The organism is Eudoraea sp., assembly GCF_049669105.1.
Classification (GTDB): domain Bacteria; phylum Bacteroidota; class Bacteroidia; order Flavobacteriales; family Flavobacteriaceae; genus Eudoraea.
In genome coordinates, this window is record NZ_JBATKE010000005.1 from 1 (window position 1) to 18,342 (window position 18,342).

Genomic DNA, 18,342 nt, shown 5'->3' on the forward strand with positions numbered 1-18,342 from the left:
GCATTACACTTACAGAAGGTAAGTTCAGACAGGTTCGTAAAATGACGGCAGCGGTTGGTTTCCCTACTCTCCGACTTATCAGGATACGCATAGGAGATATAACTTTAGAAAATTTGTCGCCGGGAGAAGTAAAACCGTTGACAAATCTTACTAGTAAAGGCGAACAATTCAATTCATAGGAATAACCTGTCCTGAGCCGGAAATATCTATAATCATACTGGGACTACCTTTGTAATAAACACTACCACTGCCTTCAATGTTCACTTTTAAACTTTCTGTGCAATATACTTCACTATCTCCTGAGCCTTCAATGCGTAAATCTACATTGGCCGCCATAAACTCTGCACAATTAATAGTTCCGGACCCTACATTGACAATAGTTAAGTTATCTGTGTAACCGGCAATTGCAATATTTCCAGTCCCTTTATTTTCAATTTCCATAATCCCGGTATTTTGTAATTCGAATACAGTAATATCTCCTATGCCTTCGTTTTTTATGCCGTTTAAATCCGCCACCGTAATATTGGCTTCCAAATAGATGTTTTTATAATTTCCATCATCCAGATATATCTTTAATTGTCCATCGGAAACTGTGGTTTTAACTCTGCCAATGATATTGTCATCCGCGATAATTTCCAAAGATTGTGTCGGACCCTGAGTTATATTAACTACAAAAGTCCCTTCACTACTAATTTTAGTAAATAGATTTACGTCTCTGAATTCTGAAACCGTATTTCCTGATCCTGTATAATCATCTTTGGCACAGGAGGCTAATGTTATTGTCGTGATTGCTATTAGAAATAATCTTCTCATGATTTATTGAATTGATTTAAGAGGCTTTGTTATTTCTATAAGCTCTTTTTGCGGAATGACTTCTGCTCATACTCCATCCATAACCCATATGATAATTTAAGCTCCGTTTAATGTAGTTCATGTCAAGTGTTCTCATGATGCTCGTTTTTTGATTGATGTATACTTAAAAGACGACGCCTTTTAATTTTTGTTACAAATCATACTAAAAATTGAAGCAATTGTTTTGAAATAACGTTAAGCATTTATTTAAATTATTTCAAAAACGGGCAGAGGTAATTAATTGATATGCTGCTAAATATATTATGGGGGAAGAACCCCAAATTTGCCCGAAATACACTTGGAAAAATATAAAATTATGTAGTGGCTATTTTATGCCTAAGATTCTTTTAAACATGCGAACCTCACATTGATAGAACTTGCAGATAAATTCCATTAATGCTGAATACTTATTGCCTGATATCTTATCTGATTTCATCTTGTTTTGAATATACTATTTAACCATTAGTATCGCAAAAGACTAAAAAATCACAATTAGATTAAGAAAATTTGAAAATAATCCGAGTAAAGGATGTTTTGAGGAGAAAGTTTGAAGTTAAATTTTCTTTACCCGAACGGCATTAAGCCCCTTCATACCTTTTTCCAGTTCAAAAGACACCTTATCATTTTCTACAATCTCATCGATCAAACCACTTACATGGCAGAAATATTTCTCATTGTTTTCAGTATCAATGATAAAGCCAAACCCCTTAGAGGAGTCGAAGAATGACACTTTGCCCTTTCTTACAGGATCTACCTCTTCTATATCACCCTCTTCCCTTTTTGGAATACCAAGGATAATGTCTTCTGCCTCAATTTCCACTTTCAGTGAAGGATCTGGAGGGGTGTCTGTTAAATTTCCATTATGATCTACATATGCAAATTCAATGCCGCCGCCTTTTTCTTTGGCCGCTGCTTTACGTGCTTCTTTTTTCTTTTGTTTATCCTCTCGCTTTTTGAGACGTTTTTTTTCTTTTTCGCCTTTGCTATAGGTTTGTTGCGATCTTGCCATTAAAATATTTTATTTGGATATTATAGTTTAGTTTAAAAAGAAGCATGATTAAGAAATGAGCGCTTGGAAAAGTAAGTGTGGAACTGTGAATACTCCAAAAAATTAGCCAGAGCGATGGTAACTATAGGTCGGTAGTCATCTCATTAAACTTCTACAAAGATAACACCTTGCATTTTAATTTACAATTAAAAGGGCTGGAAAGCTATTTTTGACAACCTCTAGGGATAATTCCGGTTAGAATTTGCCAATAAATCCTAAACTATCTGTTATTTGAATGAGGATGCTAATATTGTTTTGTAAATGCTTATTTTTAAATACAAGTATTAATCTATAAAGTTATCTATTTTCTATATCAGATAAGTAATTACATTAAGGTTATCAGCCCTATGAGAATAAGACTAAAAAAACTCAAACGAATCTCATGGTATATAATTTGGTCTGCTTTTTTGATTTTAAGCTTTGATTCCTGCAAGGATAAAAAACACCAGATTACTGTTGTGGAATCGGGGATTATCCATCAGGAGGAAGAAGGTTTTGTTCAAATTTTTGATGGAGCAACTTTGCAAGGCTGGGAAGGAGATCCTGCATACTGGCATGCATCTAATGGGGTTCTGACTGGAGAAGTCACACCTGAAACACTTTTGGAAAGCAATACTTTTATTATTTGGCAGGGTGGCCGGCCGGCAGACTTTGAGCTAAAATTGGATTTTCGTATCACTGAGTCCGGGAACAGTGGTATTAATTATCGGAGTGAACGCTTAGACACTATTCCTTTTGCCCTAAGGGGATATCAGGCAGATATTGACGGGAAAAATACATATACCGGGCAGAATTATGAAGAGCGAAAACGCACTACCCTGGCTTACAGGGGAGAAAAAGTGATAATTAAATCGCAAGAAAGTGCACATGAACCGGGTTCCCTGCAGGCAAATGTCCAAAATAATGCCTGGAAGAACAGGGAGGTAATAGCAAAAATCGGGAGTTCAGACAGTTTAAAAACGAAGATAAAAGCCGAAGACTGGAATAGCTGCCATTTAATAGTTAAGGAAAACCGTATGCAGCATTATATCAATGAAATTTTAATGAGTGAAATAACGGATCTGGATTCAGTTAACCGGAAATATTCTGGCTTTCTGGGCTTACAGGTGCATGTGGGTCCACCCATGAAAGTAGAATACAGAAATATAAAATTAAAAGAACTCTAAGCAGATATGAAACCCATAGTACAAATATCCCTGGACCTTACAAATATTGATGAAGCTTTGGAAACTGCAGCATTGGCCATGAGGGCAGGTGTGGATTGGCTGGAGGCAGGAACTCCCCTACTTTTGGCCGAAGGATTACACGGGGTAAAAAAATTACGTGAACACTTTCCGGGTGTACCTATTGTTGCAGACCTGAAAACTATGGATGGAGGCTACCTGGAGGCGGAAATGATGGCTAAGGCCGGTGCTACCCATGTAGTGGTCATGGCCAGGGCACATGAAGAAACCATTAAGGTGGTCGTTGAGGCAGGAAAAGATTTTGGAATACAAGTAATGGGCGATAATCTTGGCTGTCCGGACATGGTTGCCGGTGCCAAAAGGCTGGAAGAACTTGGTTGTGATTATATTATACACCACATCGGCTATGATGAACGTCGAGGAATAGCTGCTCAGGGGTTTCCCATGCCAAGTCCGCTCGATCAGTTGCGAGAGGTAGTAGCGGCTGTAAATATTCCTGTACAAGCTGTAGGTGGCTTATCATTGGAACAGGCAATTAGGTGTCCGGAATACGGCGCACCACTGGTTGTGCTGGGAGCTCCCTTAACCATAGATGCCGATTCGTTTAGGACGGCTGATGGCGATCTTGAAGCATCATTAAAACTAATATGTGACAGAATACATGCTTATACAGATGTTAAATAACCTACCGTGAATTGAAGATTAAATACTAATTATATGAACTCTATTGCTGTTGTAAATTTTGCTCCTAAAAAGGGCAGTGTAGAAATCAGAGAAATAACCAGGCCTGCCATTAGTGATGACGAAGTTCTGCTTGAAGTGGTTAATGTTGGAGTTTGCGGGAGTGATCTGCACCAGTGGACAGCAGATCATAGCTGGCCTGTAAATTATCCGGTAGTTCTAGGACATGAATTTGGAGGTCATATCGCTGAAATTGGCAAAGGCATCAAGGATTGGAAAGAAGGTGATGCGGTAGTGAGTGAAACCGCTGCAGTTATAAATGCCCAAAGTCCGCTGTCCAGACAGGGCCTCTACAATCTGGACCCCGATCGAAAGGGCTTTGGATACGGAGTTAACGGGGCCATGACAAGATTTGTTAAGGTTCCGGCAAGATGTCTTCATAAAATACCTGAAAACCTTTCTTTTGAACAGGCTTGTTTAACTGAGCCCTGTTCTGTTGCTTATAATGCTGTAATAACTAATTCAAAAATTCGGCCTGGTGACCGCGTCATTGTTATAGGTCCGGGAACCATAGGAATATTATGTGCCGCCATGGCTCAATTATGTGGGGCCCATGTGGCTCTGGTTGGTCTGAAAAAAGACGCAGAGCGATTATCGATAGCAAAGCAATACGGCTGTGATATTATTGTGGATGATGCTACTCAATGGGCACTGGAACAGGATGGTCTTGGGGTAGATTGTGTTATTGATGCGGCAGGGGTAAGTGAAACCCTGAAACTGGCACTAAAATGGGTAAGGCCTAATGGGCATATCACCAAGGTTGGTTGGGGTCCCCAACCTTTTAATCACTCGCTGGATGCCCTGGTACAAAAAAATGTGACTTTGCAAGGCAGTTTTAGCCATAACTGGCCCGTTTGGGAGAAAGTTCTTTCCCTGTTGGCAACAGGGCGATTGGATGTAAGACCAATAATTGGAGGAATATGGCCTCTGGAGCAATGGAATGAAGCTTTTGAAGCCATGCACTCCGGGAAAGTGGTAAAGAGTATTTTGAAACCAAATTAACTTAGTATGCGTTTAAAAAACAAAGTTATTCTAATTACCGGAGGTTATACCGGCATAGGGCAGGCCATTGCAAGGGCATGTGTAAAAGAAGGCGCGCAAGTCCTTTTAAATGGATTGCGCAATGAAAAGGGCCAGAGATTGGTAGAGGAATTAGGAAGTAATAGTTCCGCTGCAATTACAATGGATATAACCAAAGAGGAGGCTCCTGAAATTTTGATAAATGAAGCTGTAAAGAAATTTGGCAAACTTGATGCCGTGGTCAATAATGCCGCAATGATTGTTTCTTCAAATATTAATACTACAGATCTTTCTTTTATGAGAAAGATGCTGGCAATAAATACCCTGGCTCCTTTTGCAATAATTCAAGCTTCCCTGCCTCATCTTAAAAAAACAAAAGGATGTGTACTAAATATTGGCTCTATTAATGCCTGGAGCGGAGAACCTAATTTATTGGCCTATAGCATATCTAAAGGCGCTTTGATGACTTTAAGCAGAAACCTTGGAGATAGCTTATTCCGGGATCACGGGGTTCGTGTCAATCAAATTAATCCAGGTTGGGTATTAACGGAAAACGAAAAAATAAACCAGAACCAACAAGGGATGAATGATGATTGGTTCAAGGAGTTGCCAGACCTGTTTGCTCCTGCACATCGTATTTTTGAGCCTCAGGAAATTGCATCCGGAGCTGTTTACCTCCTGTCAGATGAATGTGGCCCTGTAAGCGGTCAGGTACTAGAGTTGGAACAATTTCCTATGATTGGCCGAAATTTACCGAAAAATTGGAAGGGATTCCGTAAAATATAATCAAATAATCACCAGATAAGAAGTGCCAAAGTTAGCTGTTTTCCCAAAAGCGTATATGCAAGATCTTTGTAAAACCGGAACTATGAAAGTGGCGGAATGGATTGATTTAGCTACTTCATTGGAAGTTGATGGTTTGGAATGGTATGCGGGTTTCCTGGAAATGGCAGATAATGCTAATTGGGAATTATTCAGAAAAAAAGTGGAAGAACAGGGAAAAGAGATTCCAATGCTTTGTTGTTCGCCGGATTTTACGCATCCCGATAATGCTTTCAGACAAAATGAAATCAAAAAGCAAAAACACTGGATTACAATGACCGATGCCTTGGGAGGCTCTTATTGCCGGGTCCTTTCAGGCCAAAGACGTCCCGAACTTTCAATAGAAGAAGGTATTGAGCTGGCTGCTTCCTGTATAAAAGCTTGCCTACCTTACGCAAGCGATTTAGGCATTACCTTAATTTTAGAAAACCACTATAAAGACGATTTTTGGGCTTACCCGGAATTTGCTCAGAAAATGGAAGTTTTTTGTAAACTGGTGTCTTTTATAGACCACCCGAATTTTGGAGTTAATTATGATCCCAGTAATGCCTTTCTGGCAGGGGAAGATCCTCTGGAATTATTGAAAAGAGTCTCTTCCAGAGTGGTGACCATGCATGCCAGTGATCGTTATCTTCTTGAGGGAACCTTAGATGATCTTCGAAAAGAGGAAGACGGTGTTTTGGGTTATGCAAAAAGACTTCGTCATGGAGAAATTGGCAAAGGGTTAAATGACTATGACGCTATTTTCACAGAGTTGAAAAGAGCAAATTTTGATGGGTGGATCAGTATAGAAGACGGCGTAGACGGAATGGATCAGTTAGAACGAAGTGTAGCTTTTCTAAGAAAAAAGATCGCGGTGTACTGGTCTGAATTTAAATAAGTTAATACCTTGTAAATAAAGTTATTATTGATTGTATTAAAAAACAAGGTATAACGTATTCTAGCGGAAATAATTTATTCAGGTTTTCAATATCTACCAAAAATTACCTAAGTTTTTTACTTAATCAAGTTACGGCAAGCTACCCATTCCTTCAGTTTCTCGCGGGCATCCGCAGCAGGATACCCCAATACAGTTTTCCCGGCCGGTACGTCAGCCAAAACCCCTGAACCAGCGCCTACAGTGGCACCGGAATGAATGGTGGTATGATCTTTTATAGACGCACTACCGCCAATAACTACTCCGTCGCCCAGGGTCACAGATCCGGCCAAGCCACTAGCCCCGGCCATGATACAAGAACGTCCTAAAACACAATTATGCGCAATCTGGACCTGGTTGTCAATCTTACAGCCGTCGCCAATTATAGTAGAACTGAATTTTGCTCTGTCAACCGATGAATTTGCTCCAATTTCCACATCATTACCAATAACCACATTACCTATATGCGGAATTTTCAATAAGCCTCGTCCATCTTCTCTCGGACGATATCCAAAGCCATCACCACCAATACTAACGTTATTTTGAAAAATACAGTAAGCCCCTATCTCAGTTCGCTCCCGAATAACCGTACCTGACCAAATAACTGTATAGGCTCCAATTTTAGTTTCATCCAGAATAGTAACATTAGGATATACAATAACCGCTGCTCCCAAAACAACATCCTTTCCAATATAAGATCCTGCTCCTATTTTAGTTCCTTCACCTATTGTTGCCGTTTCATGAATTACTGCTGTTGGATGTATGTCTACATCAAAATGCGGCGGTTCTTTAATAAAAACTTCCAACAATTTGGCCATAGCCAAATCGGCGTTTTTGACTCTTATCAGGGCTCTGTTTTCTCCGGGCTCAGCCTTGAGTCCTTCATTGATAATTGCCGCGGCCGCGTTGGAGTTATCCCATTTTTGAGCATATTTTCTGCTCCCAATGAAGGTAATTTGTGAATTACCCGCTTTATCAATTTCTTCCAGGCCCAATATCTTTTGGTCTGTATTTCCAACGAGTTCTCCTTCGAGAATCGCATTAATTTCCTGAATTGTAAATGATTTCATATGTTTTGGCAATTAGCTTTTAAAGTGGCAATAAACCAGATTTTACAAAGATAGAATATATATTTAGAGCATCCATTTTTATGCACTTTACAAAGGTATAAGCCTATTAATCCGGGGCTGCCTTTTAAAAGTGGTTGCATTATGGAGTAGGGATTATTAAATAATAAAATACTACTCTTCAGATATGCTCAGGCGGGTAATTGGTATTAGTTCCAACTTCCGGAATTCTACTTCCGAACCTTCTGCCTGTAGGGCAATTTGACCACTGCTAGCCGTGGTTTCATAACCATAATTAACCAAATCTCCATTTACCCAGACTTTCACCTCATTTTTTAAACACTCTACAATCATTGAATTCCATTCTCCCAAAGGTTTTTCAGAACCATCGGTAAGGTTTTTAATTCTCCTCTCCTTACCTTCTGTAATACCCCAATTCTCTTCTGGCCCTCTGCGGTCTATCATATTGTCGGTTTTAATGTCTTCAGCAATACACCAAAAGTCACCGGCATTTTCATGCATCATTTGCACTTCTATAGATTTCGGAAACATTTTATACAATGCCCTTGGTTTGGATGCATGCACCAATACGCCGCAATTACCCGGAATTCCTGGGAAACGGTATTCAATTTCCAACCTATAGTTCTGAAATACAGAATCTGTGATCAGATGACCCTGAGGAGTACCAAGGCTAACCAGCATCCCATCCCTAATGATAAAGGGATTTATAGACTGTGGAATACTATCCATTTCGGGAACATCAACATGCCATCCATTCAAATCTTTTCCATTAAAAAGGCTAAAAGAATCTTTTTGGCAACAGCCCATTATTAGAATTATGAATAATAAAAATGTCCAAAATCTATTCATATGTGCAGTTATGGATTAAAAAAAACACCTAATTAATTATCTTAAAAAGAATTGACTACTGTAATTCCTGATGAACTATTTTCATGCATCTTTGGTAAGTGAACAGGTACTTCTTCCAGGGAAATGGTTTCTGTTATCATATTCCCTAAATTAATTCCTGCCTTGTCTATAAAATTAAACATTTCCCCATATTTATGGGCTTGCATTCCGTGACTTCCCAGTAATTCCAATTCGTTGGCTACAACTAGCGACATAGGTATTGAAGGTGTAGCATGTGATTCTGTCATTAATCCAATCTGAATATGTTTACCTCGTTTTCTAAGTCCCATTATAGAATTTAGGCAGGTAATACTATGCCCTAATGCATCTATGGAGACGTGTACACCGCCACCGCTAAGTTCTTTTACGGCTTGCACAACATCGGTTGTAGTTGCGTTAATAGTAAAGTCGGCACCCATATCTTTTGCAAGTTTGCATTTTTGCTCGTTAATATCTATGGCTATGACTTTGGCTCCAATACCCTTCGCAATTTGAATGGCTGAAAGCCCTACTCCACCACATCCATGTACTGAAATGGTTTGATCTGAAGTCAATTTTCCCTGCTCTCTAACACCCCGGTATGCCGTAATAAATCTACAACCCAATCCTGCAGCTTCAAGGAAGCTCATATCAGCTGGTAATTCTACCAAATTTATATCAGCATAATCAATGGCGACATATTCAGCAAAAGAACCCCAGGCTGTAAACCCCGGTTGAAACTGAAAGTCACATACTTGTTGATTACCTTCGAGGCAATAGGTACAGGATCCACATCCTCCTACAAAAGGGACGGTGACCCTTTGACCTGCTCTCCAGTTTTTAACCTTTTTCCCTACACTCATAATGGTTCCGGCCAGTTCATGCCCGGGAACGTGTGGCAATACAATATCGGGGTCATGCCCCATCCAGCCATGCCAGTCGCTAAGGCATAAGCCACTGGCTTCTACCTTAATAACTACACCAAACTCTGTTGGATTTGGATCATTGACCCTTGTAATTGAAATTGGCCCTTGAAATTCTTTGTAAATGGTAGCTATCATATTAAAATTTAAAAATACAGCCAGTGTACTAGTGCATTGGTTCTGGTTCTCAAATTTATACAAATTAACATCTAATTGATGTATTAATAGAAAGCTGTTTTGATCCAATTTTTGGATAAGGATTTATCCTATAAAAAGCAGATCACCGTGTATTAGACTACTTTGTTAACAGCACGATGATCTTTACATGGTATATGATAATTTATTAACCTAATAGGTTAGCGTACCCTCTCCATAGTTACTAAAGGTCTGATTTTGATAATCAAAAGTAAAAAATAAGCTTATGAATCCAGAAGCACCAATAAACCTTCCGGTTCCGGCGTAGTATAAAAAATCAAGGGATCCAACAGAGGGGTCGGCACCTACAACTACCGAAAATAATTGATCCCCATTAGCAGCTGTCTGAACTGCATATATAGGGCCTACAGGATCTACACCATCACTACAATAACTAAGAGCAACAGTAAAAAGTCCCAGATGAGAGGCATTTCCCTCCCCCTCAATATTAACCTGTATATAGCCATCACATTCGGGAGAATCAGGAATCATGGCCATTGTTCCTGAAGCTCTTACTTTAAATTTTTTGGTTACCACATGCTTTTTTTTGGCAGTGTTGTAGGCCGAAGAGTTCCAATGATCACTTTCGTTAAAAAGAGCTGTAATTAGTTTTTGGTTAATAAGCTCGGTCTGTTGATCAATAGGATCTGTCTGAATTAGTTCTTTTTCACAGGATAGTAATAAAATTACCATCCCTAATAAATACAATATTTTAAATTTCATAATAAATCGTATTAGTGTTTGGAATTTGAACATTCGGCTTTCTATCTCTATCAAGCCGATTTAGGATCCGATTAACTAAATTTTGAGGGCAGAAGCTCCTTCGGAAGAACACATCAAAATAAAGTTCTATGAAAGATAAATTACTATGGAAGAAACTCCTATGATAAGGGTCAGTTGACTCCAATGTAGAATATAATACATCAATTGCAGTTGTAGAATATAATACATCAATTGCAGTATATATTGTAACAATGATTTTTTACCAAATATAAAATATGGAATTTACAATTTTTGGTAAGGCTTAGCTGAATTTAATCAATAAAAAAGGCGGAATATCACTATTCCGCCTTTCGGACTTAACCACTGTTCCTTATGGCACAGGAACCAAATCAAAGTCTTGAATTATTTTATTCCCCGACACAATAGTTATTTCTTCTACAGTTTGTGTTTCATAACCGTCCAGTTCTACCACTACATCATATGAACCTGCATTAAGACCCATTATGGTATATTTACCGTCTTTATCTGTAGCGGCCGTCATAATAGGTTCTTCTTCTAAGGTTCCTGCCTCATAGACAGATACCATAGCATTCTCCAGCACAATTATCTCGCTATCCTCCATCTTTGTTGAAACCAATCCTGATAGCGTACCTGCAAAAGACATATTGCTTGCCTTGATAACAGGCTTAAAATTAAACCCGGTAATACCAGAAATGTTTTTGATATTCCCTTTAGGTATAAAAGATCTGCCTACATCAAAGTCTAACAGCAGGTCTGAACTAATCTCCCCACTTACATTAATAGAAGGTTTTACAAACACCTTTATACCAGTTTGTTCTCCGCTGGGGACCTTTAAGTCGAAGGTACTACCGTCTTTAAGAACAACATTAATCCCTTTGACATAAATTCGGATAAGATCATAAGAACCTGTAGGAACATTAATATCTACTAATGTCTCGGTAATTCCATTTGTTAGGGTTAACAGATTAAAATCCCTTTCTTCTTCCATTAAAACGATAAAAGAATTGCCATTATCATCATTATTCTCGTCACCTTCCATTGAATCCCCTTTATAACGTGCATCTACTTTAAAAATAGTAACATTGGCCTCAGAGATCAGAGCATAGGGAAATGGTGCATCTGTTAAATGAACTGTAAGTCTTCCCATGGTTGACACGGTGTTCAAGTCTTCAGAACATCCTGAAAAAAATAGTGATGCCAGAATGATAAAAGAGGGTAAAAGTTTAATTTTCATGGGGGATATCATTTAGTGTTCGCAGAATTATGATATAATTATTTTCTATTAATCCATATCATTTGAAAGTGCTAATTTCCTGATTTTAAAAGTAAGAATTACGTTTTTGGTCATTTTTTCGATGTAATACATGACGGATCGAGCTTATTTAAAGTTACTTTAATTACCCTCTATAATATATCTATAATGCTGATTATAAGTATTTTAAACTTGATAATCACATATAAATTTATGGGTATTTTATCAGGGAGGTTCAGAAAACCAAAAAGAGCGCAAATAGCGCTCTTTTAAGGGTTTTTTTTGGACTGGTTGATTTACTTTGCCTCGAGAACCCTGGTACTTATATAGGAACTAGACCTGACTATTTTTCCATCTTCATCAAAGTCGTGAATATATAAGGCAGGAAGAATTATTTTTTTTCCGTCAGCTTTTCTTATCATTCTGAATTTCCACCAGGATTGCACGGCTCTTGCGTCACTCAGATCGTATTCAAGGTAGTCCGGATAACCTACAACGTCTATGCTTGTAATTTCAAAATCTTCCATGATCTTGCTATTTCTCGCTTTTACTTCCTCAAGGCTCAATGTCTCGCCATCTGGCAACTCTAAAGAATTAAAGCGGGCATCTGCCTTAAAGAAGCTATAGGCAGTCTCAAGGTCCATATTTTCAAAAGCGTTCATCATCTTGCGAACTGTATTGATATTGTCATGATGGTTGTATATAGTGCCGTTTTTTCTGTCTTCAAAACTTTGACCGATTTCCCAGAAAACACGCTCGTTATAATAATTGATCATGGTTTCTATTTTATTATCATCATTCAACTTAAACATCCTATGAGTTGGCATATCAATTTTTACGCCCGTAGTATTATGCATAGCCTTTAAATGGTTCCAGGTCTGTACCCACAATTGACCATCTTTATATTCAATAGCGTCGGGATAAGCACCATTTGTAGGTTTAAATGAAACATAGGACAGGTTTTCTTTCCAATAATTAGACTGACCTATAAACTGTTCTTTAGAGTTTCCTTTGTTATCTTTATTAATGCCCGTGCCATTATAGGCTTTAAAATCTTCAGCGAGGTATGATGCCACCTTACTGGTATCTCCGGCAAAGAAGGCTTCAAGCATGTTATTGACTACATCAATTGCCGGATGTTCATTAAATACTTTACCGTTGTTCTTTTGAGAATAACCCATTGCAGCAAAAAGCATTAGGGCAGTAAAAAATACATTTTTCATATTTATCTGTTAAATGGTTAATGGCTGCGAATTAAAATAATCCATTTAAGAGCACCAACCCAAAACGGACGAACATACCCATTTTATGTCCCAATATGGCAGTTTACTGATCGAAAGTAAAAATCGATCCAGGTTTTTTATATTTTAGTCTGTTATTCCTTATGGCAAAATTGATCTATAATTGGCACATAATTGTTATCTTCTGCACAAATTAAGCATAACTTATTGTACTATGGAAACACAGCCAACCAACAGTAAGAAATTTGGAACATTTGCAGGTGTATTCACCCCCACACTTTTAACTATTCTTGGCGTAATTATGTACCTGAGAATGGGTTGGGTAGTGGGTAATGCCGGCCTTTTGGGCGCCTGGTTAATAATTATTATTTCTTTTCTAATTACTTTGACAACGGCACTCTCTATGTCAGCAATTACAACGAATATTCGAATAGGTGCGGGTGGTGCTTACGCTATAATTTCACAGGCATTGGGGCTGGAAGTTGGTGGAAGCCTGGGTATTCCACGTTATGTTTCCCAGGGTCTGGCTGTTACCATGTATATCTTTGGTTTTAGAGAAGGCTGGCTTAGTATTTTTCCTCATCATATCCCTTTTTTGATTGATATCATTGTGTTTGGAATTTTATTAACCATAGCTTACATCAGTGCTGATCTGGCTATCAAAACCCAGTTCTTAATTATGGGTATTATTATTCTTTCCCTGATATCTATAGTTATTGCGGCATATTATGGTTCTATGACTATTCCAACGGAAGATGCTATAAGATGGGGTAATTTTAAAGGTTCACCAGAAAATGATTTTAGTGGGAGTGCCTTCTGGATTGTATTTGCTGTATTCTTTCCGGCTTCAACGGGTATAATGGCCGGAGCCAATATGTCTGGTGAGTTAAAGAATCCTAATAAGAGTATCCCTTTGGGCACTTTATGGGCTATTGGGATTAGCTTTGTAATTTATATGGCCTTAGCATTTTGGTTAGCTCGATCTGCTACGGAACAGGAACTGATTTCCAATTATAATATTATAGTTGATAAGGCTTATTTTGGACCCTTAATAATTGCAGGTGTCCTTGGTGCCACCTTCTCTTCTGCCCTGGCCTCTCTTGTTGGCTCCTCGCGTATCCTCTTTGCAATGGGAGAACATCGGGTATTACCTTATGGTAAATTTCTTGCAGGACAAAGTGTTAACGGTCAACCCAGAAACGCAATGATAGTAACTGGGGTCATGATTTTTATGACCATGTTACTTCGCGACCTTAATGCAGTAGCACCTCTCGTAACGCTATTTTTTCTAATTACTTATGCCATGATCAATGTTGTGGTAATTATTGAACAAAATTTAGGGTTAATAAGTTACCGGCCGCTGTTTAAAATTAATAAATGGGTGCCATGGATAGGATTGACTTCTTCAGTATTGGCAATGTTTATTATTAACCCAACAATAAGTCTTATTTCAATAAGTATTGTTTTTGTGGTTTATTGGTTTTTATCACGCCAACATATCGAAACCCCTTTTGAAGACGTCAGATCAGGCCTTTTTGTTTCTTTTGCAGAATGGGCGGCCAAGCATACATGGGGCATGAAAACTATGCAGCAAAGGGCATGGAAACCAAATTTGATGGTCCCGGTTAGAGATGTTGTTGGTGCTAAAGGTAATTTTCAGTTTTTAAGGAATATTGCCAAGCCTAAAGGATCGATTAAACTCCTGGGGATAGAATCTAATAAAGCGAACACAAAATTAGCTGAGGAACTTGCTTCTCTTTCGGAAGCATTTAGACTTAAAGATGTTTTCTCTTCCTGGACGGTAATTAATACAGATGATTTTGCAAAAGGGGTTAATTATGGTAATCAGGCTTTAAAAGGAGCTTTTTTTAGACCTAATATTGTTTTTTTGAATTTACAGCAACATGACAATTACGAGAGCGAGATCCGGCCTGTCATAAAAGAATCCATCCGCTTAGAAATTGGTGTTTTACTATACTCTTCCCACCCAACGGCATTATTAGGGAGAAGAAATATGATTAACGTTTGGGTAAGTGACCGTACTGACAACTGGGATATTGGATGGGATATTGGTAATTTAGATTTGTCGATCCTAATTGCATATAAACTTAAAAAAAATTGGGATGCCACTATTCGGTTGATTATTGTTATTAAAGATGAAAAAGAAAGAGAGAATGCCCATAAATTCCTGAAATTGTTAATTAACCTGGCCCGCTTACCAGAAACACTTACCGAAGTTCGGGTAGGAAATTTTAAGGATACGGTGGCAAATGCACCTTCGGCCGATCTTAATATTTTTGGTATGGAAGAAAATTTAAGATTCGAATTTGTACAGGAAATGACTATTAGTACTGACAGTTCCTGTCTTTTTGTTAAAGATTCCGGACATGAAAGTATACTTGCTTAAATACTCCTATTAACTTTTCTAATTTCCATCAGAACTTTCCATTAACTCATATCCCTGATTAACACCTTTCTCCATAGCAGGAACGCCACGATCCATCCATACCGGTATTGGAGCGCCTTTTAAATAATGATCGAAAAACTGAGCCATTCGAATATTAAAATCCTTACGATTTTGCAATTTTAGGGGCCAGTGTGGTTCTCCATTATAATTGAGAAACCATGAAGGTTTACCCAATCGCCTTAAACTTAAAAAGAATTCTATGCCCTGATACCATGGTACATGACCATCCGCGTCATTGTGCATAATTAAAAGAGGGGTATTAATCTTATCAATATTAAAGATGGGCGAGTTCTCCATATATCGGATGGGGTATTCCCAAGGAGTTCCTCCTATTCTACTCTGTGTATGTTCATATTGAAATTGTCTGCTTAAGCCGGTCCACCATCGGATTCCCCCATAAGCACTTATCATATTCGGAACAGGAGCTCCTGCCTCAGCTGCTTTAAAAATATCTGTTTTGGTCACCAGATAAGCTATTTGATATCCTCCCCAACTATGACCCTGTACACCAATATTATCCTTATCAACAAAACCTTTTTCTATTAAGGATGTAATTCCGGGAATTACGCAGTTATATGCGCTTTCTCCGGGATACCCAATGCGATAGTGTACATCGGGGTTAAAAATCAGATAGCCCCGACTGGCATAAAAGCTATAATTAATTGTAGAACGCCCAGGGATTGGAGCTCTGTGATAATTTAACCTGTCGGCACTTTTTTCATAAAAATTAACGATCATTGGATATTTTTTTGAAGGGTCAAAATTTTCTGGCTTAACCAACATTCCTGTCAAAGCTTCACCATCCAAAGAGGTCCAGTTAACCAATTCAATCGTACCCCAATTATATTCATTTTGCCGGGGATTTGCATCGGATACTATCTTTACATTTTTAAAGCTGAGATCAGAATAACGAATATCCGGAAACTCTTTGAATGATTCTCTGGTGTAGATAAGTGCATCATCCAATTCCGCCTTTATCGGAGTTGTAAAACGAAACGGCCCTTTTAGTAATGTTTTTAACCTATTATTCGCCGGATTAAACTCTGCGTAGCCTCCACTCTTATCAGTTTCCTTAAAAGTAGTAAATAACCATTTTTTATTGGTGTCTATAAACCTCACCTCTTTGTCCAGAGATACATAGCGAAATCTGGTTTTAGATTCCCTGCCATTTGTTAAACGCTCCGATAAACCGGTGTTAGGGTCAAATTTCCAGATATCATATCGGTCATACAGAAGTAAAGCGTTGTCATTTTCAGTCCAACCGGCAGCTCCATATGGTTCCGGGGGGCTGGGGGAATCATGTAATTCATCATAAAAAACTTTATCCTTGGTTAAATTCAAAAGAGTATCTCGTTCAATATTATAAACAAACCAGGTTTCCGACATAGAATTATAACCATATACAAATTTACCTCCCGGACTTAAGTTTACCTTTCCCGCAACTTTGGTAAGTACTTCTTTGAACGTACCTGTATTGGTATTTATAATAGCATAATCGCTTGCCCTTCTTCCGGTCCATTGCCGTTCAAGGTCATAGGGCTCTGATCTGTTTATCAAAGCAAAATTTGCATTTCCTTCATCTCCCAACTCGACTTCCGGAAATGATTCCGAACCCAGTTGTACAATCCTGAGATCTTCTTTAAGGTGTACTGCGGATTTGAATGACTGGATGGTATCACTTTTAAGCTGTAATTCCTGTACAGTATATAGCCTGGGCTCATTATATGTCCATACTTCAACATTAACAATTTCGTCTTCTGTAAGCAGTGTATCCTTGATAATTGGGGGTTTTAATAAGCCAAAAAACAATTTCGACTCATCTTCTGAAAATAATAGCTCTGCGCTGGAAGATGGATGGTAGGCGTTGGGAGTCATAGAAGCGTCAGCTACTTTTTGAGCCTTATCCTGCCCTTTGGTCCATAGATATAGTTCAGTTGGTCTTACCTGAACTTTTGTAGTATCCTTGTCAACAATAAAACCCAGATTATTTCCAGATTCACTAAAATTTAACTGATAATACTTTCCTTTTTTAGCGGTATGAACTTGTTTCAGGCTGGCTTTTTCCAAATCCAGTATATAAACCCCGGAATTATCATTTTTGTCTTCTCCTGAAGAGGCGAAGGCTAATTGCTTACCTTCTTTGGCAAAGACATAATCTGTAACAAACTTAAAGGTATCCTTTTGCCCCGTTTGTATATCCTGAACCAGCAGGTGATAGCCATTCTTTTTTCCAACCTTTTTCTTTTTATCCTTAACATCCTTGTTCTTTTCTTCGGTTGTGTCCTTTTCTTTCTTTATTTCCTCAAGTTGATAAGCTAGATAACCAGTCCATTTTTCAGGTAATTTATACGACTTTACTTGGGCAATTTTAGCTAGCGAATTATTTTTTAAATCTAATATCCCCAGACTGTCTTTTGGCAAATCTTCCTTTTTGATTTTACGGCTTTTCATGGCCAGCACGCTATCTCTCCAGGCAGTAATGGTAAAAACAGCATAGTTAGAATCATAGGTAAACCGACCTTTTGAACCCCGGTCATATTCAAAGACAATATTTGCCTTATTATCCTTTATTTTCAAATACTGATCCGTTTCTCCCCTTTCAAGGGAATACATGATAAAATTACCATCCGGGGAAATAGACTTGTTTTTTATAGAATTCCAGATTTCAAAATCTGCATGATCTAAAATCTTCTTTTGAGCAAGAATTATAGAACAGGAAAATAGCAGTACCGCAGCAAGAATTACCTTCATAATTTGGTTTAATTTTTAAGCTTAAATATACTAGGAAAATTCTTTTATAAAATTTATGGATCAAGATTTCCCAAAATTGTACTTCAATGTTTAAAAATTGTTTTTATAAAGTGTGACAATTATAGTTTTACAGCTGAAAATTGTAGGATTAGATTAAAAAGTTGAACAGCACCCCTTGAAGTAGTAATGTTTTAATATCTTTAATTCTCAGAATGTAATAGTGGAGCACAA

At 38.1% G+C, this 18,342-nt stretch carries 15 protein-coding genes and 1 pseudogene; 7 read left to right on the forward strand and 9 right to left on the reverse strand.

Features of this window, described 5'->3' with window-relative positions:
• A pseudogene (locus WBM60_RS00190) lies at nt 1-179 on the forward strand (pseudouridine synthase); the annotation flags it as partial.
• On the opposite strand, the gene WBM60_RS00195 reads toward WBM60_RS00190, so the two are convergent.
• On the reverse strand, nt 169-813 hold the full coding sequence (locus WBM60_RS00195) for a head GIN domain-containing protein (RefSeq protein WP_424262983.1): 645 nt from the start codon (nt 811-813) through the stop codon (nt 169-171). The pseudogene WBM60_RS00190 and the gene WBM60_RS00195 overlap by 11 nt on opposite strands.
• Nucleotides 814-1,405: 592 nt before the next feature.
• Nucleotides 1,406-1,861 (reverse strand): cold-shock protein, encoded by a 456-nt coding sequence (locus WBM60_RS00200; protein WP_424262981.1) that lies wholly within the window; start codon nt 1,859-1,861, stop codon nt 1,406-1,408.
• Between the two features lie 386 nt (nt 1,862-2,247).
• Between WBM60_RS00200 and WBM60_RS00205 the strand changes: the two genes are divergently transcribed.
• From WBM60_RS00205 to WBM60_RS00225, 5 genes are all read left to right on the forward strand, one after another.
• Nucleotides 2,248-3,066: a 3-keto-disaccharide hydrolase gene (locus WBM60_RS00205; RefSeq protein ID WP_424262979.1), complete on the forward strand. Its 819-nt coding sequence runs from the start codon at nt 2,248-2,250 to the stop codon at nt 3,064-3,066.
• Nucleotides 3,067-3,072: 6 nt separating this feature from the next.
• Nucleotides 3,073-3,768: an orotidine 5'-phosphate decarboxylase / HUMPS family protein gene (locus tag WBM60_RS00210; RefSeq protein ID WP_424276375.1), complete on the forward strand. Its 696-nt coding sequence runs from the start codon at nt 3,073-3,075 to the stop codon at nt 3,766-3,768.
• Between the two features lie 33 nt (nt 3,769-3,801).
• Entirely contained in the window at nt 3,802-4,827 is a 1,026-nt protein-coding gene (locus WBM60_RS00215) for a zinc-binding dehydrogenase (RefSeq protein ID WP_424262975.1), read from the forward strand.
• A 6-nt stretch (nt 4,828-4,833) separates the two neighbouring features.
• On the forward strand, nt 4,834-5,631 hold the full coding sequence (locus WBM60_RS00220) for an SDR family NAD(P)-dependent oxidoreductase (RefSeq protein WP_424278418.1): 798 nt from the start codon (nt 4,834-4,836) through the stop codon (nt 5,629-5,631).
• 82 nt (nt 5,632-5,713) lie between these two features.
• Nucleotides 5,714-6,547 carry a sugar phosphate isomerase/epimerase family protein gene (locus tag WBM60_RS00225; protein WP_424262971.1) on the forward strand — a complete coding sequence of 278 codons (834 nt, stop codon included), beginning with the start codon at nt 5,714-5,716 and terminating at the stop codon, nt 6,545-6,547.
• A gap of 116 nt (nt 6,548-6,663) precedes the next feature.
• Here WBM60_RS00225 and lpxD read toward each other — a convergent pair whose 3' ends face one another.
• The 6 genes from lpxD to WBM60_RS00255 form a co-directional block, all read right to left on the reverse strand.
• Entirely contained in the window at nt 6,664-7,653 is a 990-nt protein-coding gene (gene lpxD, locus WBM60_RS00230) for a UDP-3-O-(3-hydroxymyristoyl)glucosamine N-acyltransferase (RefSeq protein WP_424262969.1), read from the reverse strand.
• Between the two features lie 171 nt (nt 7,654-7,824).
• A complete protein-coding gene (locus WBM60_RS00235) occupies nt 7,825-8,520 on the reverse strand; it encodes a 3-keto-disaccharide hydrolase (RefSeq protein ID WP_424262967.1) in 696 nt (231 codons plus the stop codon).
• A 41-nt stretch (nt 8,521-8,561) separates the two neighbouring features.
• Nucleotides 8,562-9,599, reverse strand: a complete 1,038-nt coding sequence (locus tag WBM60_RS00240) for a zinc-dependent alcohol dehydrogenase family protein (RefSeq protein ID WP_424282613.1) — start codon at nt 9,597-9,599, stop codon at nt 8,562-8,564.
• Between the two features lie 210 nt (nt 9,600-9,809).
• A complete protein-coding gene (locus WBM60_RS00245) occupies nt 9,810-10,379 on the reverse strand; it encodes a hypothetical protein (RefSeq protein ID WP_424262963.1) in 570 nt (189 codons plus the stop codon).
• Nucleotides 10,380-10,749: 370 nt separating this feature from the next.
• Nucleotides 10,750-11,634 carry a DUF4382 domain-containing protein gene (locus WBM60_RS00250; protein ID WP_424280189.1) on the reverse strand — a complete coding sequence of 295 codons (885 nt, stop codon included), beginning with the start codon at nt 11,632-11,634 and terminating at the stop codon, nt 10,750-10,752.
• A 314-nt stretch (nt 11,635-11,948) separates the two neighbouring features.
• Nucleotides 11,949-12,875: a nuclear transport factor 2 family protein gene (locus WBM60_RS00255; RefSeq protein WP_424282614.1), complete on the reverse strand. Its 927-nt coding sequence runs from the start codon at nt 12,873-12,875 to the stop codon at nt 11,949-11,951.
• 232 nt (nt 12,876-13,107) lie between these two features.
• Here WBM60_RS00255 and WBM60_RS00260 point away from each other — a divergent pair, with 232 nt between their 5' ends.
• Nucleotides 13,108-15,300, forward strand: a complete 2,193-nt coding sequence (locus WBM60_RS00260) for an amino acid permease (RefSeq protein WP_424276372.1) — start codon at nt 13,108-13,110, stop codon at nt 15,298-15,300.
• An 18-nt stretch (nt 15,301-15,318) separates the two neighbouring features.
• On the opposite strand, the gene WBM60_RS00265 is transcribed toward WBM60_RS00260, so the two are convergent.
• A complete protein-coding gene (locus tag WBM60_RS00265; protein ID WP_424282615.1) occupies nt 15,319-18,111 on the reverse strand; it encodes an alpha/beta hydrolase family protein in 2,793 nt (930 codons plus the stop codon).
• Between the last annotated feature and the right edge of the window lie 231 nt (nt 18,112-18,342).